The organism is Gracilimonas sp. (genome assembly GCF_040218225.1).
Lineage (GTDB): Bacteria > Bacteroidota > Rhodothermia > Balneolales > Balneolaceae > Gracilimonas.
Genome location: NZ_JAVJQO010000007.1, coordinates 150,113 through 175,871, shown reverse-complemented (window position 1 = coordinate 175,871; position 25,759 = coordinate 150,113). Strand labels below are relative to the sequence as shown.

Here is a 25,759-nt window from a genome sequence, read left to right as displayed (position 1 = left end):
CAACCACTTAACGTCTCAGTTTACTGTATCGTAAACTGAACCATTACTATGTTTTCCATTGAGTCAAATACCGGTGGATCGTCTGATCCCTGAGAACCATCAAAATCATATGATCCGATAGTTCCGTTGTCGATGTGTAACATCGCCCATACTTTCTCTCCTGACTCCAGAGTTTCTCCATCGTTAAGCTCAATTACCAGGTCTGTATTCTGACCGGTATAAACCTGACCATGACCAATGCTTGCAGGAACAACAGGGGCATCATTACCGGTGTCTCTGTGCAGTACTACAAATCCTATTTGGCTAGCCATGGTTTCAGAAATGGTAATACTTCCATTTTCCACAGCCTGATCCTCGACAGTTACCGCAGGTGATGGAGACCCGCTAACAGTAATACTGGTCAATAGAATACCATCAGCAGTTATTACGGGTTGATCGTGTGGACCTTGCCCGTCAAATTCATACTCTCCGATAGTTCCGGTATCATAATGCGCCATCGGGTATAACACGTCACCATCTTCCACAACAACACCTTCATCAAAGGTGATTTGAACATCGGTATTCATTCCTTCTTGAATGGGAGCTTTACCAATAATCTCAGGAATTTGAGGTCCATCGTTAGTTGCATTTGAGGCATGCACAACAATCCAGCCATCGGTGTCAGACTCTACATCAACGGTAATAGAGTTGTTTATAATGGTTTGATCTTCGGCCATCAGGGAAGACGTATTTTCAATTACTTCAAAAGAAGTAAGAACGATATCACCTTCAGCTGTAATTACAGGCTGGTCTAAACCACTTTGTCCGTCAAATTCATACTCACCATCGGTTCCGGTATCATAATGAAGCATTGGGAAAAGATTGTCGCCAACCGACACTTCTTCACCATCATTCAATACGATTTCAACATTCTCGTTAACTCCTGCTGAAACCGGGGCTTTACCAATAATTTCAGGAATTTGAGGTCCATCGTTAGTAGCATTTGGGCCATGAATTACAATCCAGCCGTCTTCTGCAGCGGATACAGATCCAATATTGAAAATATTACCTCTGTTAACCTGGTCCATCACTGAAATAGCCGGATCAGTTTGAGAAATCATGAAGGATGTCATAACGATTTCATCATTCAAAGTAACAGGAAGGTCTAGTCCATTTTGCCCGTCAAACTCATACTCACCCATCGTTCCGGTATCTTCGTGAAGCATAGCCCAAAGGGTTTCGTCATTAGAAACACCTTCTTCGAGCTGAATGGTGACATCAGAATTTGCACCGGCATCAACCATAGCTTTACCGATAATTTCAGGGACTTGCGGGCCGTTGCCAGCTGCGTTAGAACGATGAACAACAATCCAGCCGTTCTCAGGAGATACAACATTTGAGATGACTACCTGGTTTCCATTGCTGGTTCCTTGCGTATTGACTTCTACAGACGGGATATCAGAGTCATCTTCCCCGGAAGAGTTATTATTGTCGCAAGCTGTGAAGGACAATCCCACAGCAGCCAGTATAATGATTAACTTGTTTAGTGATTTCATAATAGTTTTTTCTTGATGAATTTTATTTCTTGTTCAGTTGTGAGTACGAACTGATCTTTCAACCAGATTGCAGAAAAAATAAAATGATCTGAAAGGCTCGGTTATAAGGGGCAAATGAAAGGGCGTGAACTAGTGTATATCTTAGTGAATGTCTCTAAAAAGGCGGGCATCCAATAAATTTTTTGTACAAGAGAAGTGGTATCAGGACTGACATGAATAAAAATTATACAGCAGAAAGTTACAATGCTCAGGCAGCTCAATACGATGAGCGGTGGAAAGGCTACTTAGTGAATACCCATCAAAGATTATTGCGAGAATTCGATACGGATCCATTAGACCGCCTTTTGGATCTTAGTGCAGGCACAGGTTTCTTAGCTGAGCTTCTTCAACAAAGGGAAGATGAATTCAGGGAGTTTATTTTAAATGACCTCTCCTCAAAAATGCTGGAAATAGCCCAAAAGAAGTTAAGGCATGTGAATAATATTAGTTTCACCGGGCATTCTGCTGATAAACTTGGTTTTCAATCAAATTCTTTTGATCAGGTAATTTCGATGAATGCTTTTCATAATTATCCTGATCAGGTTGCTGTGTTTAGGGAAGTGCATCGGGTACTTAAACCCGGAGGTAACTTTTATTTACTGGATTGGAATAGAGAAGGGCTATTCAAGGTCATTAACTACTGGATCGATAAACTAACCAATGAAACCATTCAAACTGTTACTATGGGTGAAGCTATCGAAATGCTCACATCTCATCATTTCGATGTTCACCACAAAGAAAAATGGAGCTATAGATACTGGAATTTATTTCTGATCAAGGGAGTAAAGCAGCCCATCTAAAAATAAAAAGCCCCGATCGATCAAAACCGAGGCTTTATTTGAGTTATTCGGAGTATATGTTTGCTAATCACTTAATCTCAGCACTTTAATACTACGAAGCCCAAAAGCTATCGGATTGGAGAAGTTTATTTAAGATTGGGAAATGGCGTACGATAAGCGGGTTGGTATCCCTGAAAGGGATAAAAGAGGTGTTTGCCGGAGTAAATAGAATGGTAGTTACAAGTATTCTATAACGGCAGTAACATCTCCCTGATAATGACCGGAAAGTGTGGCTTGGTCTTTGATTTTACCATTCAGTGAGATATGGTGTTCACCAGTTTCGGAAGAGCGTTTGTCTACTGTGAGGGATTCGAACTCAATAGTATCTCCATTGTAATTCCTGATTAAGGAGTTTTCGGAGATATAAACACTAACATCAGTACCGGGTGCGGTTCTTAAAGAAAATCCGCCAGCCTTGACATCATTGTCGACTAAATCGACGGAGCTTAGGTCGATGGTCGGTTCTTCAATAGAAGTTAAACCCGCCCCGCTTACGACCTCTACCCTGACCTGCATGACGGCTGTTGCTTGTGCCTGAAGAGAAGCCCAAAAGCCTGAAGCCAGAAGAATTAATATGTGGATGATTGCTACTCTCATTGAGTTTTATTTATCTCGCCTAAATAATATTAAATTCCTCTAACATTAAAAAATTTTAATTTTAATGAAGCGGAAATATTTTCCCTGTGGAGATGAAAAAAAGGCTCTGGATATCCTGAGAGCTTGTTTTTACAAATATTAGATATTAAAACTCTCTAATGTTAAGAGGGGAGTGAACCGGAAAGGAGTGTTTTTCGGCCTTATCAGAGAGTTTTTCTTGCGGGAGTGTGAACTAAATTCTAAAGAATCTTTTCAGTTTAATTCTTTTAGCCCTCTTTTTGAGTGCGGTAAATTTTTCCTCATCAATCTTAAGATCTTCAGGATGCAACTCGATCTCTTTAAGAGATTCGATTGGGCTTAAAATTCCCAGATGTTTTATAAAGGTGTTCAGGTGGCTACGGAGATATTTCTTTCGGTTTTTATCAAGTATCTCAATGATCTCTTCCCATTTTTCAGGTTTAACCGAGCACTCTATTCCTAAACCAATGGCGTCTGAATCATCGGGGCTGTTGAGGCAAATTTCCAACTGCAGCTCCAGGTTGTCGGGCAAAGGTTCGGGCCGTAGTAATTTAGGGCCTTGATGTTTTTTATATCCTCTGGGGAAAAAGCTTTTCCAGAGTTCCCCGGTAGAAGGGTCATGATAAAAAACTTCATAGGTATCCATGTTCTTACGAACAGTCACCATGTCTTTTATCCTCTCGATTTGTCTCTTGTTGTTAATGATATACATAATCAAACTTTCCTTGTAGATGTATACTTTTGCCTATTATAAAAGTTCCGTGCAGATGATTTGTTACAAATTATTTTGCCACAGAAAAGTTATGTTTTTTAAGAAAAACAGACCCTAGTCAATCTTAGGTTTTTTGACTAAGCAGCCTATTTATTGAACACGTTCAATAATGATGAGTGTTATATCGTCACTTTGGGGCTGACCTTTACTAAAATTATCAATTGTTTTTAGCAGGTTCATCATCATCTGGGAAGGGGAAAGGGATTTATGCTCCATAAGCCAGTCTTCAAATGCTTCATCAGAGAAAAAATTCCCTTCCTTATTTCTGGCCTCGGGAATTCCATCGGAAAAAAGAATCAGCTTATTTCCGGAATATAATTTTATCGAGTCTCCTTTAAAGTCTACAGGGTCCATGATGCCAAGCATTACTCCGCCAACTTCGAGCTGAGTAAGTTTATGATTGTGTACATCAAGTAAATAAGGATTGTTGTGCCCTGCATTCACATAATTGAAGGTGTGGGTTTCTGTATCAAGCTCTCCATAAACAGCAGTAATAAACTTGTCGATAGGAGAATCTTCATAGATAAGTTTGTTAACCCGATTAATTGAATCCCCTACGTTGTTATTGTTTTCAACATGAGAACGAAGGGATGCACGCATGGTAGCCATTAACAGTGAGGCAGGCACTCCTTTTCCGGTTACATCAGCTACTGTAAATCCCCACCGGTTGGTGCCTGGTATGGGAATATAATCGTAATAATCTCCGCCAACACTTTTGGCTGGTTTACTGCAGCCGGCTATCCGGTAATTAGGAATATTTGGAACTTCCTTTGGCCAGAATCCTGATTGGATGGTTCGGGCAACTTCAAGCTCTTTATCCATGAGTTCCTTCTCAATTCGCTGTTGCTGTAGTTTGGCATTTTCAATGGCAATAGCGGCCTGATTGGCAAGAGTCTGAAACACTGGAATTAATTCTTCAGTCAGTTCCTCAGGGTTTTTCTTGTTGATTGCCTGAAGCGCTCCAATTACTTTTCCATTATGGTTAACGAGGGGCACACAAATGAGATCTTTGGTGGTGAAAGAGGAGCTTACGCTGAGCTCTCCGGCAAATCTGGAGTCTTTTTGCACATCTTTGACAATCACAGGTTCAACATTCTGAACCACCCAGCCACTCAATCCCTGATTTGCGGGGATGCTCTTTCCTGAGAGCTCCGCTGTAGCTGGGCCAGTTGGAATCGTTAAGGTGAGCTTAGAATTGTCATCGGAAAGAAGGAAAAGTGAACTTGCTTCGGTATCCATTATGATTTTAGCAGAATCCATAATCTCCCGAAGTAATTTATCAAGCTCCAGGTTAGAGTTGATCTTTCCAACCAGCTCCATGAGCAGGTTAAGCTGATCAATATTGATAGATTGTGATGTAGATTTCATACCCGATACCCGTACCTAATAATTACACTGTTAAACTCTTGAAGTAGTTTTCAGAGTTGCTTTCATCTTGATCAAATTGTACCAAACCCATAAGTGAAGCCCTATAATATAAATAAGAAGAACAAATATACTACAAGGTTTCGTAGGAATACAATGCTTGTCCAGATAAGCAAAAAAGAGCGTCGGCAGTGTAATCCAGTTATGAAGTGATTAAGGTTTATTTAGAAATGAAAAATTATAAAAAAGGGACGTTAGCAATGCTAACGTCCCTTAATAGTAAATGTCGGGACGACAGGATTTGAACCTGCGACCCCTCGACCCCCAGCCGAGTGCTCTACCGGACTGAGCCACGTCCCGAACAATGAGCGCTAAAGATACACATCAAATCAGGCAAAACTCAATTACTTCTTACTTTGGCATAATTCGACCAAAACCCCATGATTATCTTTCGGATGGACAAAGGCGACCAGTTTATTATCTGCTCCATCTTTAGGCTTTTCGTTTAGTACAGTAAATCCTTCCTTTCGCAGACGGTCAAGCTCAGCATGGATATCATCAACTTCAAAAGCCACGTGATGGAGTCCTTCCCCTTTTTTCTCTACATACTTTGCAATTACAGAATCATTGGCTGTAGGGCCGAGCAGTTCAACTTTAGATTCTCCGGTTTGAAAGAAAACAGTTTCTACCTTTTCACTTTCAACAACTTCAGTTTTAGTGGGGGAAGCGTTTAAAATCTTGGAATAGGTTTCAGTTGCTGCTTTTAGGTCTTTAACAGCAATGCCAATGTGATCAATATGCATGACGATTATTTTTAATGAAAACAGATTAAAATCTAAATAAAAAGATGATTAAAGAGCGTAAGAAAATCACTTTTTAATCATCTCGAAATTAGTAGAAAAGGTGTAAAAGTTATTCCAGTGAATTCATCAACCGTTGAAACAACTCGCTGCTGGTATTACCATTTCCAAGATTAAGGTCGTCTATCTGGTCGTTGATGGCTTCAATCCTTCGTTCCAGAGAAAGACCTGTCCATTCCGTAATTGCTTCAGTTTCAGATATCTGGATTCTGTTCAGGTATTTGATAGCCTCGTTAGGATTATATCCGGAGAGGTATGTGTAAATGATGCCCCAATAATCTGCATCAAACTCATATGACTCCAACCGCTCAGAATTGGCTGCATCATAAAAACCATCCGTCCAGTCTGTGATCCGTTGTTCATTTTCTCTTTCCTCTTCTGTAGCCTGATCTTCTGCTCCATCTTCAGCCAACTTTCTGCGCATTTCATCCAGTAAGCTCTCCCGCTTAACTCTGGGTTCCTGTTCTTTATATTCGACCATTCCATGACTGAATACAAGGTGAGCGATTTCATGAGCCAGAAAATGAACCAGTTCAGCTTCAGAACGCATTTGTTTTAGAGCCCCCTTTGAAACAAAGATATAATTTCCGGGCAGAGAATATCCCTGGACGGCTTCTGAATCCAGGATGAAAACTTTGAAATCGAGTTCGGGTTTATGGCTATTCTCTACAATCAACCCGGAAAGAAGATCCAGATAGCGCTGTAGCTGATAGTTTCTGATCAACCCTTTTTGTGCAACAGCACTAGCAACGGCATAACCAACCTGATCTATGGCAGGGTCGGTGTAGGGTACAAAAACCGCACCCGGATACAATAGCCTTCTCTTTTGAGATGGATTCATTTTTCGTTCTCTCACACCAATAAAGTTTTGGAATTCAGTGGGAGAAGCAGGCTCAATCTGGAATTTTTCGAAGTCTACGGTGTATTCAATGTCGCGTGCCCGGCGCCATTTTTCTGCAAAACCTTTTACTGCAGCAGATACTTGTGTAGGTGAGGCTACAAGTTCTTCTTCAGCATCAGTTTCCTCATTGTTAATTTGGGAGAACATCAGGTTCATCCGACTTTGAAGAGAATCAGACTGTAGTTTGTCGTCACTAATTTTTGTGTCCGAAAGTGTATAGCTTGGAACCCAGCCTCTGGTGCTTTTAAACCAAATCCGGTCCCAATAGCCCTGCGAAGAATCAAGTTCTACCTTGTTGTTGATATACAGCCGTAATAAAAACTCATGATAGGCTGCTGGCCCTTCCCGCATGTCGGCTGTTTGGTTAGTGTATTTCACCTGAGCCAAAGCAGACTGGCTGAAAATAACTCCGCAAAATAAAAGTACCCCAAAAGAAGAAAGTAATTTTTTCATCATTTATTTGTTTGTTGATAACTACCCTCCCAGGTGTCGCCGGGTGGATTCTTTTTAAATACCTCAGTATTCTTTAAATAAATTCGGCAAAGCATGTCCCCGTCTTTCAGTTCCAGAGCTTTTTGAAACTGAGCCTCTGCCTGATCCCATTCACGGTTATAATAATGATTTAACGCACCATGGAAAAGTTCTACAAATGATTCCCATTTCTTATACTCATCAGTACCTTTTTCACAGATAAGTTCAAAAATCCGAATAGGTTTGGTTTTTCCCTTCGCTTTCATGAGTGCTACTTCGCGGGTTAACAGGCGGTCTTTAACCTGCTCTCTTGTTGATTGGGAAATTAATATCCGGGTGCCAAAATCTTTATTGGCTGGTTCAAGCCTGGCCCCAAGGTTTACATTATCACCTAAAACTGTATAACTGAATCGATCTTTTGAACCCATATTTCCTACAACCATGGGTCCTGAGTTCAATCCATAGCGAACATGCGGGGCAGGGAGGCCTTCACTACTCCATTTTGCCTGTAATTCAGCCAGTTTTTGCTCCATTTCCAGCACACATTTACAGGCATAATAAGCGTGGTCTTCCTCGGGAACCGGAGCACCCCAAAAGGCCATGATGGCATCTCCGATATATTTGTCCAGCGTGCCCTTGTTCTTGAAAACAATGTCAGTCATTTCACTCAGATATTCATTCAGAAATGTGACCAGGTCTTCGGGTGGGGTGTCTTCAGAAATAGAGGTGAAGCCGGCTAAATCGCTAAACAATACTGTAAGTTCTTTTTTGTCTCCACCCAATTTAAGCAGTTCAGGTTGCTCGATAATTTGTTCAACCAACTCTTTTTGGAGGTATAAATCAAACGCGCTTCGAATGGCTCTCTTCTGTGCATCCTCACTTACATATTTAGTTGTATATCCCACAATAATCATCAGCAAAGATGACAGAAAAATCTCAGCGGTGGGAAACCAAATCCTATAAACACTAAAAAAGAGTAACCCAGCCACTATAATTGAACCCATGAGTACTGCAGAAAAGGAAATATTAACTTTAGAAGGCGTCCAGAAAATCAGGACAAGAAGAACAGCTGTAAAGATAAGAATGAGGATGTTCTTGGTAAGGGGAGAAATAGTGGTAATGAAATCACTTTCCAAAAGGTTGTTAGTAACAGTGGCATGAATCTCAACTCCCGGAAAAGGCTCAATCGGGCTCATTGGTGTTGATTTGATATCAGATAAACCGGCGGCATTTGCCCCTACAAATACAATTTTATCTTTCAGTTCAATTAAAGAGTCTGCTTTGGGATCACCGGTCTGACGAAATTCGAGCCCGGCTTTAAATAATCCATAAAATGAATAGTTTTTGAAAGTACCGTCTTCACTGCCGCCTTTTTTATACCAGTTAATCAGATATTTGCCATCAGGTTGAATAGGCACCTTCAAAGAATCCAGCAAAAGTGAACGGTCGTTTTTTTCTATCGAAACCTGTTTTCTTTGATACCCGAGGTAAGCGGCCACTCCAAGAGAAGGGAGGGCTTCATCTTCAGAGAGATTAAAAAACATAGGCACCCTTCGGATAATAGACTCATTTTCAGTAGGGATGGCAACGGAACCAATTTTATGAGCAGTTTGCAGAAATCGGGGTATGGGCACATTATGAACAGAGTAAAGTTCAGAACTATCTTCTAAAGCAAAAGAATAAGTAAATCGGGACAGATCAGGTTTTTTGTAACCATCTTCACTTTCTACGGTTTGTGCTGAGAGTACGGAGTTTTGGTAGGTACCAAACATCTGCTCCAGATAAAGATCACTGCGTGCTCCCGATAGGCCATTGCGGTCGAAATCAGGCTGGTCAAAAAGCACATCATACACTACCAGCCGGGCTTGCTTTGCCATCAGGTAATTATGAACAGTGCCATAAACCTCACGAGGCCAGGGCCAATAAATGCCGTGTTCTTCTGCAAAAGCATCCAGACTTTTTTGGTCAATCATAGCCAGCGACACACGGTCTTTGGGCACATTTCGCTCAAAAGATCGAAACTTTTGATCGAGCAGGGAATCTTCTATGGGACTGAAAAAGCCTGTGTATTGCAGAACAAAAAGTGAGCAGGCGACAGCCGTATAAACCATGCTCACAAGTACGACTTTATTGAGTTTTCTTCTTTTTTTCATTTTGTCCCCGAATTTCGAAGCGGAATAATACTTTTTTAGTATAAGAATTTAAGCGTTTTAGTGCACTTTATAGCGTAACCTTTAATATAATCGGCTGTATGATATTCTCTGATTATTTAGATGATATCTTTGAAATGCTTTAATTATCATTGCCTTGTCGTATTGAAGGAAACCCTAACAATATAGTTTTTTATGCCACACCATCGAATAAAGTCTGTTGAAAAATATCCTTTCTGGTTTAAATCTACCGTTACGTTAATTGGACTTTATCTGCTGTTTTTGGTGATGAGTTATGGGAAGTTTATTCTAATGCCCCTGGCTTTTTCGGCGTTCTTTGCCATGCTTCTGAGTCCGGTAGTAAAACTCTTTGAACGATGGAAGATGGGAAGAGCTTTCAGCATAATTCTTACTCTGTTGGTTGTTTTAGTGGTGCTAGGTGGAATCCTTTCTCTTATTTCAGCTCAGTTTGTACAGTTTGCCGAACGAATACCGGAAGTGACAGAAAAACTAAAAGCCGTCACGACCAATACTATTCAGTACCTGGAAGAAACAGTAGGGATTTCTCAGGAAGAACAGAGCGAATATGTGCAACAGGGCATCAATAATCTGATTGATCAAAGTGGTAATTATGTGAGCTCTGTCGTAAGCGCCACCACCAATATTTTTACGGTGATGACGCTAATGCCCATCTTTATTTTCTTTATGCTGTATTATCAGGAAATGTACCAGACTTTTTTTCAAAAGCTTTTTGCCTCCAGAAAGGGAGATTACTCCAGTGTAGATAAGCTATTGAGCCGTGTACAGGATGTAACCCAGAATTATTTAGTTGGAATGTTGTCGGTGATCGGAATTTTGGCGGTTTTAAATACCACAGGTCTTTTTATTATTGGTTTAGAGCACGCTTTTTTCTTTGGGGTTTTTGCCTCGCTGCTGGCAATCATTCCTTACATCGGAATTATAATAGGAGCGTTGCCCCCTTTATTATTTGCTCTGCTTCTTACCGACTCATTTATAACCCCGGTTCTTGTGATTGCCGTTTTTGGAACGGTTCAGTTTCTGGAAGGAAATTTTATTACCCCACGTATTGTCGGTTCCAAAGTATCCATTAATCCATTTGTGGCCATGATAGCTTTAATTATAGGCGGAGAATTATGGGGTATCTCAGGAATGATTTTATTCGTACCGTTGATTGGTATCTTAAAAGTGATTTTTGATCAAATTCCAGAAATGAAGCCTTATGGGTATTTACTGGGCAACTCCGTCAAATATGAAGAATAAAGCGTGAAGGCACAAAACCCGGGAAGTACATTCTTATACATACTTATCTGTTTGCTTATTGGGAATGCTTGTTCCACGCAAGAAAAAAAGAAGGAGCATTATTTCTTAGATGGATATGATCATCTTGAATTCCGGGACACTACAGGTATAGCAGTTCCTCCCAATCAATATATTGGTTCAACTCAAGTGAATGGTGTACGAATGTATGCTATAAAGGACACCACACTCATTCTCTACAACACGAGAGCAGAGGAGCCTTATGAAGGCTACATCCGAACCTTTGACAGCAGGGATTATAACCTCCAGGGTGAATTTAAAAATGGAGAAATGTTCAGGCTTCGTTATTGGTATGCAAGCCGAAGGCTTGGGATGGACGTAGATTATATTAAAGAAACGGGCAGTATTTGGGATAAGTTAGGTCGGTTGTCTGTAAGCTGGAATGCCGATGAACTTTACCTTATTGATCCGGTTACACAGAAAATTACCCAGATAAGAACGGACACCTTAACCAGCTACTATGACAAAAAAGGAGCGCTAACCAGTTATACCGTTCGAACGGATACATCATTTGTTCAGTATTATGCTGACGGCCAGCCACGGTTTAAGTTCCCATATTCTGAAGTAGGCCCCAGAAGCGGAAAGGTAAAAAGGTGGTATCCCAATGGACAAGTACAGGTTACAGGTCAATATAAAGACGGGAAACAATCCGGTGTTTGGATTGAATATGACAGCCTGGGTAGTGAGATTAATCGCGAGACGTATAACCCCTAAATATCTTCTGGGAAAAACAGGTCGCGTACGTAGGTGTAATTAGCAGCCATTCTTCCAATGGGGTCGTACTTTGCGTAATCTACCTTATCATTTTCGAGGTAAACATCATCTTTGATGTGGTAGCAAACCAACTCTCCGATTACCTGATTAAAATCTCCCAGTTCCATCACCCGATCTAATTTACACTCCATACTGATAACGGCTTCCTCCACTCTTGGAGCAGTCACTAAATTACTTTTGACAGGAGTGAGCCCTGTTTTTTCAAACTCACTTATTTCTTTAGGATAAATTGTACTGCTCTTATGCATGTGATTCGCAAGCTTGGCTGAGACTAAATTGATTACATAGTCTCCACTTTCCTTGATGTTTGCCAGTGTATCCTTGTCTCCATCTTTCCCGACATTTGCTCCTTGCCCTATAGAGGTAATGAACATAATTGGTTTGTGGGAAATCACATTGAAATAACTGTAGGGAGCCAGGTTTGGGATTCCGCTTTTACCAACCGAAGAAATCCACGCAATAGGCCGTGGCACCACAGATGCTTTGACAAGCTTGGCAATTTGATGGTCAGAAAACTGAGATTTTTCTATGATCACGAGAGTAGATTTTAATTAAGAAAATCAGTGAACGAAGGTAGCCAATTTTAAGAAGTTGCCATAATCAGCGGGCTTCAAAAAAAGCCTTTACCTCTTTGGCGCTTTTGGCATTCAACACCCGGTCTTTATCATATTTCCCTTTCCGGGCAATGCGTACACCATAGGGAATGTCATCAATGCCATCGGTTGTATGAGCATCGGGGTTAATGGAAGTCATGAGACCAACTTCACGGGCTTTGTTGCCAAACCTCCAGTCCAGATCCAGGCGGTGGGGGTTCGCATTTATTTCGATAGCAGTATTGTATTCTGCAGCTAAGGCTACCAGTTCATTCAGATCTAAATCACTCCCGTTTCTTTTTAGGAGTAACCGCCCAGTGGGGTGTCCTAAAATTCTTGTATATGGGTTTTTGATGGCGTTTCTCATGCGCTCCATCATTTTTTCACGGGGCATTTCCAGAGATTGATGCACGCTGGCAATCACAAAATCAAATCCCTCGAGGATGTCATCTTCGTAGTCCAGCGATCCATCAGCCAGAATGTCCGATTCAATGCCTTTGAAGATTATAAAGTTCTTTCCGGATTCTTTGAATTCCTCATTCAGCTTATCCACTTCTTCCCACTGCTGTTTAATTTCATCGACGGAAAGCCCTCCGGCATATGCAGCGGTTTTGGAGTGGTCGGTCAATCCAAGATATTCATAACCCCGCTCCATGCAGGCTTCGGCCATTTCTTTAATGGAATATTTGCCATCACTCCAGGTACTGTGTGCATGAATAACACCACGGATATCATCGTTAGTTACCAGGTCAAATTCTTCTTGCTCTTCATAAATGGCGAACTCGCCGCGGTCCTCACGAAGCTCCGGTGGCACAAAATGCATATCCAGCTTTTTGTAAATATCGGATTCACTTGAAAACTTAACCGGTGAGTCAAAGTCGGTGTCGCCTTTATCGTCTAATTTGAAAAGTCCGTATTCATTGAGGCTCATCCCGCGATCCCTGGCTCGTTGTCGTAAAACTACATTGTGCTCTTTGCTGCCTGTGAAGTACATCAAAGCAGCCGGGAACTCTTTTGGAGAAACAATGCGAAGGTCTACCTGCCGGCCTTCTTTGGTTCGAACAGAGCTCTTGGTATCACCCTTACCTAAAACTTCGGTCACCCGTTCGTGATTGGTGAATACATCAAACAATGAGTCAATATGTTTCTCGTCAGCCGCAATGAGAATATCTATGTCTCCAATGGTTTCGAGTCCACGCCGGTAGGAGCCCGCCACTTCGATTTGTTGAACTCCATCCTGATTTTTAAGGCTGTCAAAAATAGTATTTGCGATTTCTTCAGCCTGATCCAGCCGGCAGCGTTCATCAAACTTCTCCATCCACTCGATGGATTTCATGATCTTCTCCGCTGATTTCTGTCCTAATCCCGATAAAGAGGCCACAGATCCGTCTTCAATCTTTTCTTTTAATTCATCAATGGTGCTGATACCCAGTTCCTTGTGAATTTTATAAGCGTTTTTGGGGCCCAGTCCCGAAATACCCAGCCAGTCGATTAACCCTTCAGGTACTTTTTCCTTAAAGGCTTCCAGAATGGGCATTTTGCCGGTTTCATCGAGCGCATAGATATCTTCTGCAATCGACTTTCCAATCCCTTTAATGTCGGTCAGGTTTTTTTCTTTGATATAGTCGTTGATGTCATCCCCAAGTCCTTCAATAGTTTGGGCGGCTTTATCAAAGGCAATGACTTTAAATCGGTTTTCACCGGCGAGTTGCATGAGCTGTGAAACTTCGCGGAGTTTTTCGGCAATATCCTGATTGGTATAGGGCATGAAAGGTGCTTGCTAAGATTTAGTTTATCGAATGATAGTAACTAATGGAATTGCATTCAAAAAGGTTCGGAGTGGTAAGTGCTATAAAAAAACCTATACCTACCTGAACGCGTCCTGAATATGGTTGAACTCAGGTGCTTCATTCTTTTTCTGTACAATGCCAACGATATCAAATCGTACAGGAGATCCATCCATTTTGCGTTCATACATCCAGGCCTCGGCCGCTTTAAAAATATTCTGGACTTTATCTTCCGTTACGTGTTCAAAGGGTTGACCAAACTTGGTGTTAGTACGGAATTTAACTTCCACGAAAACGATAGCGGTGTCATCATAAGCAACGATATCCACTTCGGCATGTTCAAAGAAGTAGTTACGCTCCAGTATTCTCCAGCCCTTTGATTCCAGGTAAGCACAGGCCAGGTCTTCCCCTTCATTTCCAATTTCACGGCGTGACTTCTTAGTCATTGGCTTCCTTTTTTCCCGTCAGTGATTCTTTTACTTCCACGAGCTTAACGAGCTGCTTCAGGAATTTTAAATTTTTCTTGTTGATGTAGGGGAGAAGAGCTCCGGTAAAGCGTTCAAACATCTCAAGGAATTCCATATAGTTCTCAATCCGTACTTTGAACTCCTTGCTTTCCTCGTCATTTAATCCGCCGGATTCCAACGTTTTAATACACTTTTCAAGATTCTTGCGGATAGGTGCTATTTCCCGTTGCTGGCGTTCCCGGATAATGGTAGAAACAATTTTCCAGACATCAGTTTCGGCTGAATAATAATCTTTACGGTCGCCGGGAAAGGTTTCTTTGTGAATGAGTTCCCAGTCGAGCAGCCGGCGCAGATTCATGTTGGCATTTCCACGACTGATGTCCAAAGTATCCATGATGGTGTCGGTATCCAGCGGGTGGGATTCTGCATAGAGCAGCGCATGAATCTGAGACATGGTTTTATTGATACCCCATGCAGAGGCCATATCTCCCCATAACATCACAAATTGATCGAGCGCTTCTTCGTATGCTTGCGGCCGTTTTTCTGCCATTTTACTCACCTGAAATTAGTTACCTGAATATAGAGACTTTAGAAATTTTTATTGAGAGTAACTAATCAGGAAGCAGAATCTGTTTTAGCGGTTTCCTTTTTAGGAGTATCCGCTTTGCTTTCAGCAGAAGAAGTGGATTCAGCTTCAGCGGGCGGGGTAGCGGATGATTTCTTACCATTGTCTTTATAATCGGTTACATACCAGCCATCACCTTTATAAACCACGCCACCTCCTCCGGAAATAATGCGCTTTACTTTTTGTCCGGTTGTTGGACAGGTTTCCAGAGCAGGTTCGCTCATTTTCTGAATGATCTCGAAAGTTGATCCGTCTTCTCTTTTGTATTCGTAAGTAGGCATTGTTCTGAGTTTTAAATTCGGGTCGAATATACGAACCAATTTCTATCAAATTCTGTGCCAATGGATGTAAGTCGGTTAATTTGATAGGAAGTTTTAAAAGGCTCGCACAAAAGCCAGAAAAAAAGTCGTATTCCGGGTGTGAAATTTGGACTTGTAAACCATTATTTAGGGCTGAAAATAGTACCTGAACATACTCAGCTAAACCAATTTGCACTGTTATTTCTTCAGAAAACCGCTTCCAGATTTTATACTGAAAGATGCAACCAAGTTCATGATTTCATAACACGAAAAGTTTTATAAACGGTACTCTCGAAGATGGAAAGTCCGTAGTTTTACTTGCTTCAAACAAAGAATAAGCTCGGCGTTATCCTTTCTCAAATGCCTTTCTTTTAGCCAGAGCTTCTGCAATAAAATCCGATTTAGTTAACCCATTTAGTATTTCAATAAATAGATGAAGAAGTATTTAGACCTCTTTGGTCTCAACGACAAGATAGATTATAAGACTGAAATTTTAGCGGGAATCACGGTGTCGATGGCACTGATCCCGGAAGCCGTAGCATTTGCCATGATCGCCGGGCTTTCTCCATTAACCGGTTTGTATGCTGCTTTTATGATGGGGTTAGTTACTTCTATCATAGGTGGGCGTCCTGGAATGATTTCGGGAGCTACCGGAGCCATTGCTGTTGTTTTGGTGGCTTTAGCCCAATCTCATGGTGTAGAATATATATTTGGAGCTGTAATTCTTGCCGGAATTATTCAGGTGGCAGCTGGTGCACTGAAGTTGGGAAAACTGATGCGCTTGGTTCCGCACCCGGTAATTTTTGGTTTCGTCAATGGATTGGCGGTGATCATTTTCATGTCTCAGCTGGCCCAGTTTAAGACGCCTTCGGGTGAGTGGATGACCGGGCAGGCGATGTACGTTTTATTAGGCCTCGTAGCTCTGACGATGCTCATCATTTGGGGGTTGCCGAAATTGACAAAAGCCGTGCCTGCTTCACTTGTAGCTATACTAACTGTTTTTGGAGTGGTGGTTGTATTGGGAATTGAAACCCGGACCGTGGGGGACATCGCGTCTATTTCAGGCGGGTTTCCACCCTTCCATATCCCGGAAATCCCGATAACATGGGAAGCTTTTATGGTGATTCTCCCTTATTCAGCAATTATAGCGGGAGTTGGTTTAATTGAAAGTCTGCTAACCCTGAACATCATTGACGAAATCACGGAAACCCGTGGAAATGGAAATCAGGAAGCCATTGCACAGGGATCTGCTAACATTCTGTCCGGGTTATTTTCTGGTATGGGAGGTTGTGCAATGATCGGGCAGAGTTTGATTAACGTTTCTTCCGGAGCCCGAACCCGGATTTCCGGTATTGTAGCTTCGGTTATGCTTCTGGTATTCATCATGTTTGGGGCTCCTATTATCGAATTAATGCCGATGGCAGCACTTACCGGGCTAATGATTATGGTAGCAATCGGAACCTTTGAGTGGGCAAGCCTGAGAACATTCAACCGAATGCCCGCGTCCGATATTTTTGTGATGGTTACGGTGACCCTGGTTACGGCCGTATTACATAATCTGGCGCTGGCTGTTATTGTTGGAGTGATTATTGCCGCTCTCGTTTTTGCCTGGGATAATGCTAAGCGAATTCGTGCCCGCAAGCATATTGATGAGGATGGAATCAAACATTATGAAATTTACGGCCCGCTTTTCTTTGGCTCGGTTACCGTCTTCAATTCAAAGTTTGATGTGCTGAACGATCCAGATGAAGTAATCATCGATTTTGAGGAAAGCCGGGTAGTGGATATGTCAGCCATTGAGGCATTGAATAAAATCACCGAACGATATAACAAAGTTGGGAAGACCGTTCACCTTAAACACCTGAGCAAAGACTGCCGGAAGTTACTTCAGGATGCTGATGCCATTATTGACGTGAATGTGATGGAAGATCCAACCTACAAACTGGCTATTGATCAGATTTAAAGGGTTAGTGAGAAGCTTGATTAACTCAAGCTTTCCAATCCTTGCTCAAATCGACTCACGAGATATGTATTCGATGTCGTTTAAAATGTTACCTTTGATTATTTCTCCAATGTCTTTTTATCATTTCTTGTCGATTATTTTTAAATCAAGGTAGGTTGAGCAGATAAAAAAATTGTTGTCTGAAAGTTTCTTTGGAGAACTCATGTTATAGTTTTTGTATATCCATCCGATTATCAAAGAGTCGGATAATTGTAATTTGTGAATTATCCTTATCAACTTGATAATAAATGGAAGTTTGTTTGGAGAGAACAGATCTTCTGAGATTAGGTTTTGCAGTCGAAGGGCGAAAGAGCTTAGGATATTTACCAATCAAATCAATTCTTTGGAAGAGGGTTGATTTGAAATTTTGGACTTCTCTTATCGTCCATTCTCTCTCCAGATATTCTAAAGTTCCATCAAGGTCGCTTAAAGCTTTATCGGACCATAGAATTTTGTAGTCATAATCCATATTTGTCTTTCACTTCCTCATGAGGAGTGACGCGACCTTCTCTGATGTCTTCTAAACCCTCTTCAATTCTTATTTTTTCCTTATCTGATAGTTCATCCCAGAAATCTCCACCTTCCGAAAAATCCTGCAAAAAATCATGGATAGCATTGATCAAACCAGAATCGTTCGTTTTAGAAACGAAGTTTATAATTTCAAGTTTTTTCTCTTTCTCTTGTGTTGCCATAATGATGTGATTTTATATCTGAAATATGACCAAACCAAGATTTATATCAAAACGAAACTCTTGGTTTAGTTTAATTCAAGCTTTCCAATCCTTTTCTAAAACGCTTCATGGCTTCTTCCAGGTCATCCATAGAAGCGGCGTAACTTAGCCGAACTCCATTGGGTTCACCAAACGCATCGCCGGGAACAAGGGCCAGCCCAAATTCATCCAGCAGGTACAGACATAAATCTGTAGAGGACTCAATTTTTGAGCCGTCTGGTTTTTTGGCCCCAATGTAGTGGGAGATATCCGGAAATACGTAGAAAGCTCCGCCGGGAGTAAAGCAGCTTACTCCTTCAAAAGAGTTGAGTGTTTCAACCAGGTAATCGCGCCTCTTTTTAAACTGTGCACGCATGGTTTCTACCTCATCAAGACTGCCTTTATAGGCGGCTTCACCTGCTTTTTGGGAAATCGAAGAAGGAGCGGAGGTCTCCTGACTCTGAATTTTGGAAACGGCACTAACAATTTCGTTGGAGGCAGCAAGGTATCCTAATCGCCAGCCGGTCATCGCAAATCCTTTAGAAAAACCGTTGATCAGTAAAACACGGTCTTTTAAATCAGGAGCTACATTGAGAATTCCAACATGATCGCCATCAAATACGATGTATTCGTAAATTTCATCTGAAATCACATAAACCTGCGGATGTTTTCTAAGAACTTCAGCTAGGCCTTTGAGTTCATCAGCGGTGTATTTTGCTCCGGTTGGGTTAGATGGAGAGCAAAGAATCAGCGCTTTTGTTTTTTCGGTGATCGCCTCTTCCAGCTGTTCGGGAGTTAGTTTGAAATTATTTTCAAAGGAAGTCCGAACAGTCACTGATTCTCCTTCAGCAAGACGGGTCATTTCCGGATAAGAAACCCAGTAGGGTGCTGGAATAATCACTTCGTCTCCGGGGTTAACCAGCGCAAGCAGGCTGAACCCTACCGATTGTTTGGCTCCATTTGAGCTAATAATTTGGGAAGGATCGTAATCGAGGTTGTTATCACGTTTAAGTTTTTCACAAATAGCTTCCCGCAATTCCGGTGTTCCGGGATTCATAGTATAACCATGGAATCCGTCTTCAATCGCTTTGATAGCCGCATCACAAATATGCTTGGGTGTTTTGAAATCTGGCTCACCAGCACTCAGAGAAACAATAGACTTTCCCTGTCGCTTTAGCTCTTTAGCTCGTCCGGTTACTTTAAGCGTTGCAGATGGCTGTAAATTTTGTGCGCGTGTTGAAATCATGGGTTTTTAAAGATAGATATGAGAGTGAGTGTCAAAACGATGGGAATATAAAATGCTTCTGCAAAGAAAAGTAGCCAGATTCTATTTCCTGTCTTTAAACTTTTCTTTGAGAGCCATAGCTACATTTTCGGGAACAAAAGAGCTTAGATCTCCGCCCCAGTATGCCACTTCTTTTACAATAGAAGCAGAGATAAAGGTAAACTCTTCATCCGGCATCAGGAAAACAGTATCTACATTGGGGGCAAGGCGCTTGTTGGTGAGTGCCATCCGGAATTCGTATTCGAAATCTGAAATTTGGCGAACGCCCCGAACCAGCGTATCGGCATTCATTTTCTGGGCGTGATCCACAAGTAATCCTGTAAACTGATTTACTTCAACATCTTTGCCCCAGGCCTTATTGGCTATACATGCTTCAATGAGTTTTACCCTCTCATCGCCAGAAAAAACAGCTTTCTTTTCTTTATTTACGGCTACGGTTACAATCACGTGATCAAATAGATTGGTAGCTCGCTCAAGAATATCGAGGTGGCCATTGGTGATTGGATCAAAAGATCCGGGGTATAAGGCAATTGTTTTCATAGGCTGAATTTATTCCGAATCTACCGGATGCTTTTGAAAGATGCTAACGATGGTTCTGCCATACGCTTTCGAAAAAGAGCATTTGGGATGATCAGTGAAATCCTTGTACTTATCGTGCTCCAGTATCAGCCAGCCTTCGTCAGTAAGCCAGTTATCTTCAAAAACCTGCTCAATGATTTCATCCATGAATGGATAATCATAAGGCGGGTCGCAAAAGATAAAGTGATAGGGAATAGCCATGCCACTCAAAAAACGCTGAACATCAGAGCAGACAATTCTCATTTGGTCTTCTATACCAAACTCTTCAGCAGTCTTTTCAATTTGCTTTACATTTTGTGCGTCCAGTTCAACGGAAGTCACATGGCGGGCCCCTCTCGAAATGGCTTCAAAACCCAGGTTTCCGGAGCCGGCAAAAAGATCCAGAATCTGGGTTCCTTCCATGAAAACCCTGGCTTCAATCAGGTTAAAGATGCTTTCCTTGGTTCGGTCTGTGGTAGGGCGTACATCCAGTCCTTTTAGAATGTTAAAATGTCTGCCTTTTAATTTTCCGGTTATTATCCGCATGGCGGAGTATAAATTTTAAATGTTAAATGGTGAATTAGTCACCCCTAAATTTAACATTAAAAATTGAGCATTTAGAATTCCGTAAGGATTAAAAATCGAGACTTAAAAGAATAGCAGGGAAAGCAGCAGCGAGGTCAAAACCGTACGTTTTTTCTTCAGCTTTTACACCCATAGCTTTCAGTGAATTTAGCTTGGCAATTTCAGCTGAATCATCCCAGAAACCCTGAAGCGCTTGTTCAATTTCATGGCAGTTATGCCCAAAAAGGTATATGGTCTCATGAATGCCACGCATCCAGCTGGAGTTCTTGGCGTGCTGCAGCCAGTGATAAGGCAAATCTTCAGCCTGATCAAAAGAGATGTATGTGGCAGCTCTGAACTTCCCCAGCAAAAAAGAAGTGATAGAGATGATATTTTCGTGGCAGCCAATCATTAAAAAAGACCCCCCGGGTTTGGCAAAAGCTGACCATTTCTGAGCCATTTCAAAATCACTGCTGAAATCAGTGGTGGCAACCTGGGTGGTGAGTTCATCAAAGCCGGCCATCAAATTACGCCGCCGTATCGACAAGAATTTATACTCATTATTATGAAGGGCGTGCCAGGTAGGTTCAATGTGTTCGCGTTCGACGCCTTTCATTAGTATGGCAAGATGATCTTCCCGCTCGTCAGCGTTGTCGTATACAACTTTGGGGAATACTGTCCAGCATTCGTGAGCGGGATGAGTTAGCGCCCGAACCGACTTAATATTATGAAGGGTTCGAAATCGCTCGAAGGTGGAAAGAATATGAGGGAAGTGATCTTCGTGCTGACGGGTAATAGCGTCAATCACGTTGAAATTGAAATCGAAAGAGCCAATACGAAAAAGGTGTTTGTCATTTTCCGGATCATTGATCGAATAGAAAAGGCGATCAGAAAAAAAACAAACACCTAAATTTGCAGAAGCGTCATCCATTAATTCCAGTTTGGAGCATTTCGCATCGTAGTACGCTCAAGGCTACCTATTGCATTGTCAGAACCCGGATCTTCAAGCAGATAAATCTGTGGTCTGAGCGTATCATTGAGCGTATATTCCCATTTTGGAAATGGAGAACGTGGAGAATAAACCAATGAATCAGGGTTAAATACATCAAAAGTAGTTCCAAACAGAGAATCGCCCATTACGATCATCAAAGAATCGGTTTTGAGGAATTTCACAAGGCTGTCGAGACCACCTTCGGTAGGAGGAAAGGTCTCATTTCGTGTCTGATATTGGATAAGAGCATCTTTGGTGTCAAGCAAGCGCTGCCGGACTTTCTCTTCCATAGCCTCCCGCTCTTTTACCTCTTGATAAGGAGTTACCAGAGAATCATAAAGATAGTACGTAAGACCAAGGATGATTACTCCGAATACAATTGTCAAAATTTTGTTACGCGATTCAATGTCCATGTGAAAAGCAAATGAGTTGATTAATTAAGTTTTATCCCAATAAATTTCGGAAAAAGAAAATACACGCACACCCATAGATATGCAACTTTATAGCCTATCGAAAAATATGAATCCATAATTCTTTTTCAGCCCTTATTTTCAGGCTGCTATTATTAACCTATAAAGCTATGTTCATTTGAACCGGCAAATACTTCGTCTCGCCATTCCTAACATCATAAGTAACCTGTCTGTGCCACTACTTGGAGCCATTGACACGGCTGTTGTGGGGCGATTAGAGCATGTTTATTACCTCGGGGCCATTGCTGTGGGTAGTATCATTTTCGACTTTATTTTTTGGGGGTTCGGGTTTCTGCGGATGGGAACAACGGGCATGGTTGCGCAAGCCTATGGTGCACAGCAAGAGCGAAAAACACGAGTTATACTTTTTCGCGTTCTTTTGGTAGCTGCAGCAAGCAGCTTGTTCATACTGCTCATTCAATACCCGCTGATAGAGGTTTCACTATACCTGGTAAACGCCTCCCCTGAAGTGGAAGAATACACCCGCCTGTACTATCACATCCGTATTTTTGCAGCTCCTGCAACACTTGCCCTATTTGGGTTGAATGGCTGGTTCCTTGGAATGCAGAATTCAACCTATCCCATGATCGTCACTATTTTCTTAAACCTTGTAAATATTGTGTTGAACCTGATTTTTGTGTTCCGATTCAACATGACGGTAGATGGAGTAGCAACAGGAAGTTTGGTTGCCAGTTTTCTGGCGTTGGGGCTGGCATTTTTTCTATATAAGAAAAAATATGGGGGCGTTAAGCTACATATTAAAAGGGATGAGCTTATAGAGGCTGAAGAGTTAAAAAAATTCTTTTCGGTGAATCGCGATATCGTAATCCGGACGCTGTGCCTCATTTTTTCCTACGCTTTCTTTACTGCAAAATCGGCGGCTATGGGAGATGTGGTACTGGCTGCAAATACCATTCTGCTTCAAATGTGGTACATCAGTTCTTATGGAACCGATGGCTTTGCCTATGCTGCTGAGAGTTTGGTTGGTCGGTTTAAGGGAGCAAAAGATGACGAGAATCTAAAGAAAGCGGTAACAGCCAACATGCTTTGGGGATTGGGCCTGGGTCTGCTTGGTACTATCACTTATGCATTCTTTGATGCAGAAATCATAGCTTTGTTTACAAACAAAGAAAATGTAATTGCGGTGGCGATGACGGTAGTTATCTGGTTAATCGTAGCCCCTGTAGTAAATAGCGTTTGTTTTATTTGGGATGGGGTTTACATTGGAGCAACAGCTACAGGAGCTATGCGAAACTCCATGCTTGTAGCCACCACTCTTGTATTCATTCCGGTATATTTTATAAGTGAACCGTTTGCAGGGATTCATGCGTTATGGATGGCGATGACGGCCTTTATGATAGCAAGGGGAGTTATATTGTCAATCTATGCACCATCAAGAATTTTTGGAAATGAATAGTAATGAATCTATTTAAGAAAATGGCACAAACAGTGTTGAATGCCGTTAACTCGTTTATTGAGGATAATTGCTTTCAATATAGTGCTGCAGTCTCGTTTTATACATTATTTTCACTGGCCCCAATAGTAATGATAGCGGTTTATATCGCGGGATTTTTTATCGGAGATGCCAGTGTTATGCGAGAATTGACGAAATTCCTGGAAGAAACTATTGGGCAAAAAAGTTCAGATGCAGTAATCCTGCTTGTTGAAACCATACAAACAGATAGCCGGAACGTGCTGTACCTGCTGATCAGCATCGCTTTTTTAATTGTTTCGGCAACCACGGTTTTCATTCAGTTCAAAGACTCTTTTAACCGAATTTTTAAAGTGGTAACAAAACCAGAAATAGGCTTTTCAAAAGTATTTATTGATCGCTTTATGGCATTCGGAATGATTTTGTTATTAGGGATAGCAATGATCTTCTCATTAATTCTTGATTCTGCGCTGGTATGGCTATTTGAATTTTTACTCTCCAGTTTTGAAACAGCCCAGCTTTTTCTGATAGGCTTCGGTAGTAATTTACTTACACTGCTGCTGATCTTTTTTGCGGTACTGATTATGTTCTATATACTACCCGATGTAAAAGTAAGATGGGGGCCGTTGACTTATGGGAGCCTGATTACAACACTGCTTTTGTTAGTAGGTAAGTTCGTTGTAGGCATGATTATTGGAAACAGTTCTCTGAATCAGCTTTCCGGTGCCTCTTCTTCAATAATTATTTTGATGTTGTGGGTGTACTATTCCAGCATTATTATATTTTTCGGAATTGAGTTGGTTAAAGCCCTTGCAGAAGTTGGTGAAGGAGAAATAAAAGCCGGCCGGTTCGCCCAAAGAATTAAAATGGTAGAAGCAAACAAAAATAAATAGCTTGTATTGAAATGATAATTTTGAAGACACCGAATAACACCCTTATCTATGAATAAATGTTATATGCTGATAGCCGCTTTGTTACTTTTTGTGGCAGGCTGCTCTACTTCCACTAATTGTGATCTTAGAATTGAATCCAGATTTATCACCTATACAGAATCTGAGGAAGAGCCATACGTCTCAATATTTCTTGATGTCAGGTCCGGAAATTCATTTTTAGTACGATTTGAGTCATCCGACAAAAGAGCTACTTACTATGAACATGAAGGAGTTCTTTGTTTAAAAGAAACAAACGACGTTTTTTACGAGATTAAATAGAATAGTATCAATCCCGGCAGGAATAAACATGAAAGAAATTTTATTAATGAGACACGCCAAGTCGAGCTGGGAAAACCCGGATTTAAAAGACTTTGACCGGCCCCTGGCTAAACGGGGCTTAAAAGATGCTCCTGAAATGGGTAAATACCTGAGGAAAATTAAGTACAAACCCGCTTTGGTTATCTCATCACCGGCGCAGCGCGCAAAAGAAACCACCCAGCTAAGTATGGAAGCCGCTAAGCTGGATAAAGAACAAATTGTGTGGAACGAAGATCTTTATTTTGGTTCTGTAAGAGACTATGTAGCTTCAATTCAATCCGCTTCAGATGAATATGAACGAATTATGCTGGTAGGGCATAACCCTTTGATGGAAAATACTACAGGAATTTTAACCGGGGCTGAACGAAAAACAGCGGTGCGTATGCCAACAGCAGCGATCGTTTGTTTAGAAAGTTTTGCAGAAACCTGGGAAACGATAGCTCCGGGAACCTGCCAAATAAAATGGATGATGATTCCCAAAGTGCTAAAGAAAATTACGGGTTAGATTTTGACTGGGGTTTTGTATTAGATAACATCAAAACTTCTTCGTTTAAAAATCAGCACCAAAACTAAAACCGGGTCCACAATTTTCTGACGATTTGTTATATTGGCCAAGCAATAAATTCAACCCTCACATCTACAGCAGATGCAATACAAACAAAATTACTTTTACCTTTGCAAAACCCCTTTAAGCGCTGAAGGTCCTGAACATGTTGAGATCGTAACCCGCGCAGAAGACAGTGAAGATTTTCCACGGGTGTTCAAAGAATATGAAGAATTACGCTCTCATGCTTTTAATGATGATGATATTTATAGCGTGGTTCGTGCCGACGATATCTATGAATTAGTACGAACCGGTACCGAAAAAGAAGCTAAAGAGTTAGCATACGAAAAGGCCGAGCAGGAAATAATTACCAACCTTCAGCACCGTGTGATGCAGGATGGTGATGCCAATGCCAAAGGTATTTTAAAAGAAGTTTATGGGATAGAAGAATAAGGCATTTCTTTTTCGAAAGAATGAATCCCGCATGCTTAAATGTGTGCGGGATTTTTTTGTGATAAATACT

General features: G+C 41.4%; 28 protein-coding genes and 1 tRNA gene. 9 read left to right on the top strand and 20 right to left on the bottom strand.

Going from position 1 to position 25,759, the window contains the following annotated elements:
* Nucleotides 1-20: 20 nt before the first annotated feature.
* On the bottom strand, nt 21-1,535 hold the full coding sequence (locus tag RIB15_RS11020) for a DUF7282 domain-containing protein (protein ID WP_350202206.1): 1,515 nt from the start codon (nt 1,533-1,535) through the stop codon (nt 21-23).
* Nucleotides 1,536-1,747: 212 nt separating this feature from the next.
* Here RIB15_RS11020 and RIB15_RS11015 point away from each other — a divergent pair, with 212 nt between their 5' ends.
* Entirely contained in the window at nt 1,748-2,374 is a 627-nt protein-coding gene (locus RIB15_RS11015) for a class I SAM-dependent methyltransferase (RefSeq protein WP_350202205.1), read from the top strand.
* Between the two features lie 216 nt (nt 2,375-2,590).
* On the opposite strand, the gene RIB15_RS11010 is transcribed toward RIB15_RS11015, so the two are convergent.
* From RIB15_RS11010 to RIB15_RS10980, 7 genes are all read right to left on the bottom strand, one after another.
* Nucleotides 2,591-3,010, bottom strand: a complete 420-nt coding sequence (locus tag RIB15_RS11010; RefSeq protein WP_350202204.1) for a hypothetical protein — start codon at nt 3,008-3,010, stop codon at nt 2,591-2,593.
* A gap of 232 nt (nt 3,011-3,242) precedes the next feature.
* Nucleotides 3,243-3,740, bottom strand: a complete 498-nt coding sequence (locus RIB15_RS11005; RefSeq protein WP_350202203.1) for a hypothetical protein — start codon at nt 3,738-3,740, stop codon at nt 3,243-3,245.
* Nucleotides 3,741-3,890: 150 nt separating this feature from the next.
* Nucleotides 3,891-5,168, bottom strand: coding sequence for a GAF domain-containing SpoIIE family protein phosphatase (locus RIB15_RS11000; protein ID WP_350202202.1), 1,278 nt, complete (start codon nt 5,166-5,168; stop codon nt 3,891-3,893).
* Nucleotides 5,169-5,451: 283 nt separating this feature from the next.
* Nucleotides 5,452-5,525 (bottom strand) — tRNA-Pro (locus RIB15_RS10995).
* Nucleotides 5,526-5,569: 44 nt separating this feature from the next.
* Nucleotides 5,570-5,968, bottom strand: coding sequence for a methylmalonyl-CoA epimerase (gene mce, locus RIB15_RS10990; RefSeq protein ID WP_350202201.1), 399 nt, complete (start codon nt 5,966-5,968; stop codon nt 5,570-5,572).
* A 109-nt stretch (nt 5,969-6,077) separates the two neighbouring features.
* Nucleotides 6,078-7,379, bottom strand: a complete 1,302-nt coding sequence (locus RIB15_RS10985; protein ID WP_350202200.1) for a M48 family metalloprotease — start codon at nt 7,377-7,379, stop codon at nt 6,078-6,080.
* Nucleotides 7,379-9,550, bottom strand: a complete 2,172-nt coding sequence (locus tag RIB15_RS10980) for a CHASE2 domain-containing protein (RefSeq protein ID WP_350202199.1) — start codon at nt 9,548-9,550, stop codon at nt 7,379-7,381. The genes RIB15_RS10985 and RIB15_RS10980 overlap by 1 nt, the downstream gene beginning before the upstream one ends.
* A 192-nt stretch (nt 9,551-9,742) precedes the next feature.
* Here RIB15_RS10980 and RIB15_RS10975 point away from each other — a divergent pair, with 192 nt between their 5' ends.
* A complete protein-coding gene (locus RIB15_RS10975; protein ID WP_350202198.1) occupies nt 9,743-10,828 on the top strand; it encodes an AI-2E family transporter in 1,086 nt (361 codons plus the stop codon).
* Nucleotides 10,829-10,831: 3 nt separating this feature from the next.
* The gene (locus RIB15_RS10970; RefSeq protein WP_350202197.1) at nt 10,832-11,599 is read left to right on the top strand and encodes a toxin-antitoxin system YwqK family antitoxin; all 768 of its coding nucleotides are present in this window, start codon (nt 10,832-10,834) and stop codon (nt 11,597-11,599) included.
* On the opposite strand, the gene RIB15_RS10965 is transcribed toward RIB15_RS10970, so the two are convergent.
* The 5 genes from RIB15_RS10965 to RIB15_RS10945 all read right to left on the bottom strand — a co-directional run bounded on the left by RIB15_RS10965 (nt 11,596) and on the right by RIB15_RS10945 (nt 15,412).
* On the bottom strand, nt 11,596-12,195 hold the full coding sequence (locus tag RIB15_RS10965) for a flavin reductase family protein (RefSeq protein WP_350202196.1): 600 nt from the start codon (nt 12,193-12,195) through the stop codon (nt 11,596-11,598). The two genes, RIB15_RS10970 and RIB15_RS10965, sit on opposite strands and share 4 nt — an antisense overlap.
* A gap of 64 nt (nt 12,196-12,259) precedes the next feature.
* Nucleotides 12,260-14,020 carry a DNA polymerase/3'-5' exonuclease PolX gene (polX, locus tag RIB15_RS10960; protein ID WP_350202195.1) on the bottom strand — a complete coding sequence of 587 codons (1,761 nt, stop codon included), beginning with the start codon at nt 14,018-14,020 and terminating at the stop codon, nt 12,260-12,262.
* A gap of 99 nt (nt 14,021-14,119) precedes the next feature.
* Nucleotides 14,120-14,485 (bottom strand): YraN family protein, encoded by a 366-nt coding sequence (locus RIB15_RS10955; RefSeq protein WP_350202194.1) that lies wholly within the window; start codon nt 14,483-14,485, stop codon nt 14,120-14,122.
* Nucleotides 14,478-15,056: a GbsR/MarR family transcriptional regulator gene (locus RIB15_RS10950; protein ID WP_350202193.1), complete on the bottom strand. Its 579-nt coding sequence runs from the start codon at nt 15,054-15,056 to the stop codon at nt 14,478-14,480. The genes RIB15_RS10955 and RIB15_RS10950 overlap by 8 nt, the downstream gene beginning before the upstream one ends.
* Nucleotides 15,057-15,121: 65 nt before the next feature.
* Complete coding sequence (locus RIB15_RS10945) at nt 15,122-15,412, bottom strand: FmdB family zinc ribbon protein (RefSeq protein WP_350202192.1); 291 nt, start codon at nt 15,410-15,412, stop codon at nt 15,122-15,124.
* A 451-nt stretch (nt 15,413-15,863) separates the two neighbouring features.
* On the opposite strand from RIB15_RS10945, the gene RIB15_RS10940 reads away from it, so the two are divergent.
* Nucleotides 15,864-17,393 carry a SulP family inorganic anion transporter gene (locus RIB15_RS10940; protein ID WP_350202191.1) on the top strand — a complete coding sequence of 510 codons (1,530 nt, stop codon included), beginning with the start codon at nt 15,864-15,866 and terminating at the stop codon, nt 17,391-17,393.
* A gap of 205 nt (nt 17,394-17,598) precedes the next feature.
* Here the strand turns inward: RIB15_RS10940 and RIB15_RS10935 are convergent, their stop codons facing one another.
* The 7 genes from RIB15_RS10935 to RIB15_RS10905 all read right to left on the bottom strand — a co-directional run bounded on the left by RIB15_RS10935 (nt 17,599) and on the right by RIB15_RS10905 (nt 21,953).
* Nucleotides 17,599-17,901, bottom strand: a complete 303-nt coding sequence (locus tag RIB15_RS10935) for a type II toxin-antitoxin system RelE/ParE family toxin (RefSeq protein WP_350202190.1) — start codon at nt 17,899-17,901, stop codon at nt 17,599-17,601.
* Entirely contained in the window at nt 17,891-18,124 is a 234-nt protein-coding gene (locus RIB15_RS10930; protein ID WP_350202189.1) for a hypothetical protein, read from the bottom strand. The genes RIB15_RS10935 and RIB15_RS10930 overlap by 11 nt, the downstream gene beginning before the upstream one ends.
* A 70-nt stretch (nt 18,125-18,194) precedes the next feature.
* Nucleotides 18,195-19,388 (bottom strand): pyridoxal phosphate-dependent aminotransferase, encoded by a 1,194-nt coding sequence (locus RIB15_RS10925; protein WP_350202188.1) that lies wholly within the window; start codon nt 19,386-19,388, stop codon nt 18,195-18,197.
* An 81-nt stretch (nt 19,389-19,469) separates the two neighbouring features.
* The gene (gene coaD, locus RIB15_RS10920; RefSeq protein ID WP_350202187.1) at nt 19,470-19,967 is read right to left on the bottom strand and encodes a pantetheine-phosphate adenylyltransferase; all 498 of its coding nucleotides are present in this window, start codon (nt 19,965-19,967) and stop codon (nt 19,470-19,472) included.
* Nucleotides 19,968-19,976: 9 nt separating this feature from the next.
* Nucleotides 19,977-20,531: a 16S rRNA (guanine(966)-N(2))-methyltransferase RsmD gene (gene rsmD, locus RIB15_RS10915; protein ID WP_350202186.1), complete on the bottom strand. Its 555-nt coding sequence runs from the start codon at nt 20,529-20,531 to the stop codon at nt 19,977-19,979.
* Between the two features lie 88 nt (nt 20,532-20,619).
* Nucleotides 20,620-21,480, bottom strand: coding sequence for a hypothetical protein (locus tag RIB15_RS10910; RefSeq protein ID WP_350202185.1), 861 nt, complete (start codon nt 21,478-21,480; stop codon nt 20,620-20,622).
* Nucleotides 21,480-21,953, bottom strand: coding sequence for a hypothetical protein (locus RIB15_RS10905; RefSeq protein WP_350202184.1), 474 nt, complete (start codon nt 21,951-21,953; stop codon nt 21,480-21,482). Before RIB15_RS10905 ends, RIB15_RS10910 begins: the two co-directional genes overlap by 1 nt.
* 175 nt (nt 21,954-22,128) lie before the next feature.
* Between RIB15_RS10905 and RIB15_RS10900 the strand changes: the two genes are divergently transcribed.
* From RIB15_RS10900 to RIB15_RS10880, 5 genes are all read left to right on the top strand, one after another.
* Entirely contained in the window at nt 22,129-23,427 is a 1,299-nt protein-coding gene (locus RIB15_RS10900) for an MATE family efflux transporter (RefSeq protein WP_350202183.1), read from the top strand.
* Between the two features lie 20 nt (nt 23,428-23,447).
* Nucleotides 23,448-24,335 (top strand): YihY/virulence factor BrkB family protein, encoded by an 888-nt coding sequence (locus RIB15_RS10895; RefSeq protein WP_350202182.1) that lies wholly within the window; start codon nt 23,448-23,450, stop codon nt 24,333-24,335.
* A 48-nt stretch (nt 24,336-24,383) separates the two neighbouring features.
* Nucleotides 24,384-24,653, top strand: a complete 270-nt coding sequence (locus RIB15_RS10890) for a hypothetical protein (RefSeq protein ID WP_350202181.1) — start codon at nt 24,384-24,386, stop codon at nt 24,651-24,653.
* Nucleotides 24,654-24,681: 28 nt separating this feature from the next.
* Nucleotides 24,682-25,197: a SixA phosphatase family protein gene (locus RIB15_RS10885; protein ID WP_350202180.1), complete on the top strand. Its 516-nt coding sequence runs from the start codon at nt 24,682-24,684 to the stop codon at nt 25,195-25,197.
* 141 nt (nt 25,198-25,338) lie between these two features.
* Nucleotides 25,339-25,689, top strand: coding sequence for a hypothetical protein (locus RIB15_RS10880; protein ID WP_350202179.1), 351 nt, complete (start codon nt 25,339-25,341; stop codon nt 25,687-25,689).
* The last annotated feature ends 70 nt before the right edge of the window (nt 25,690-25,759 follow it).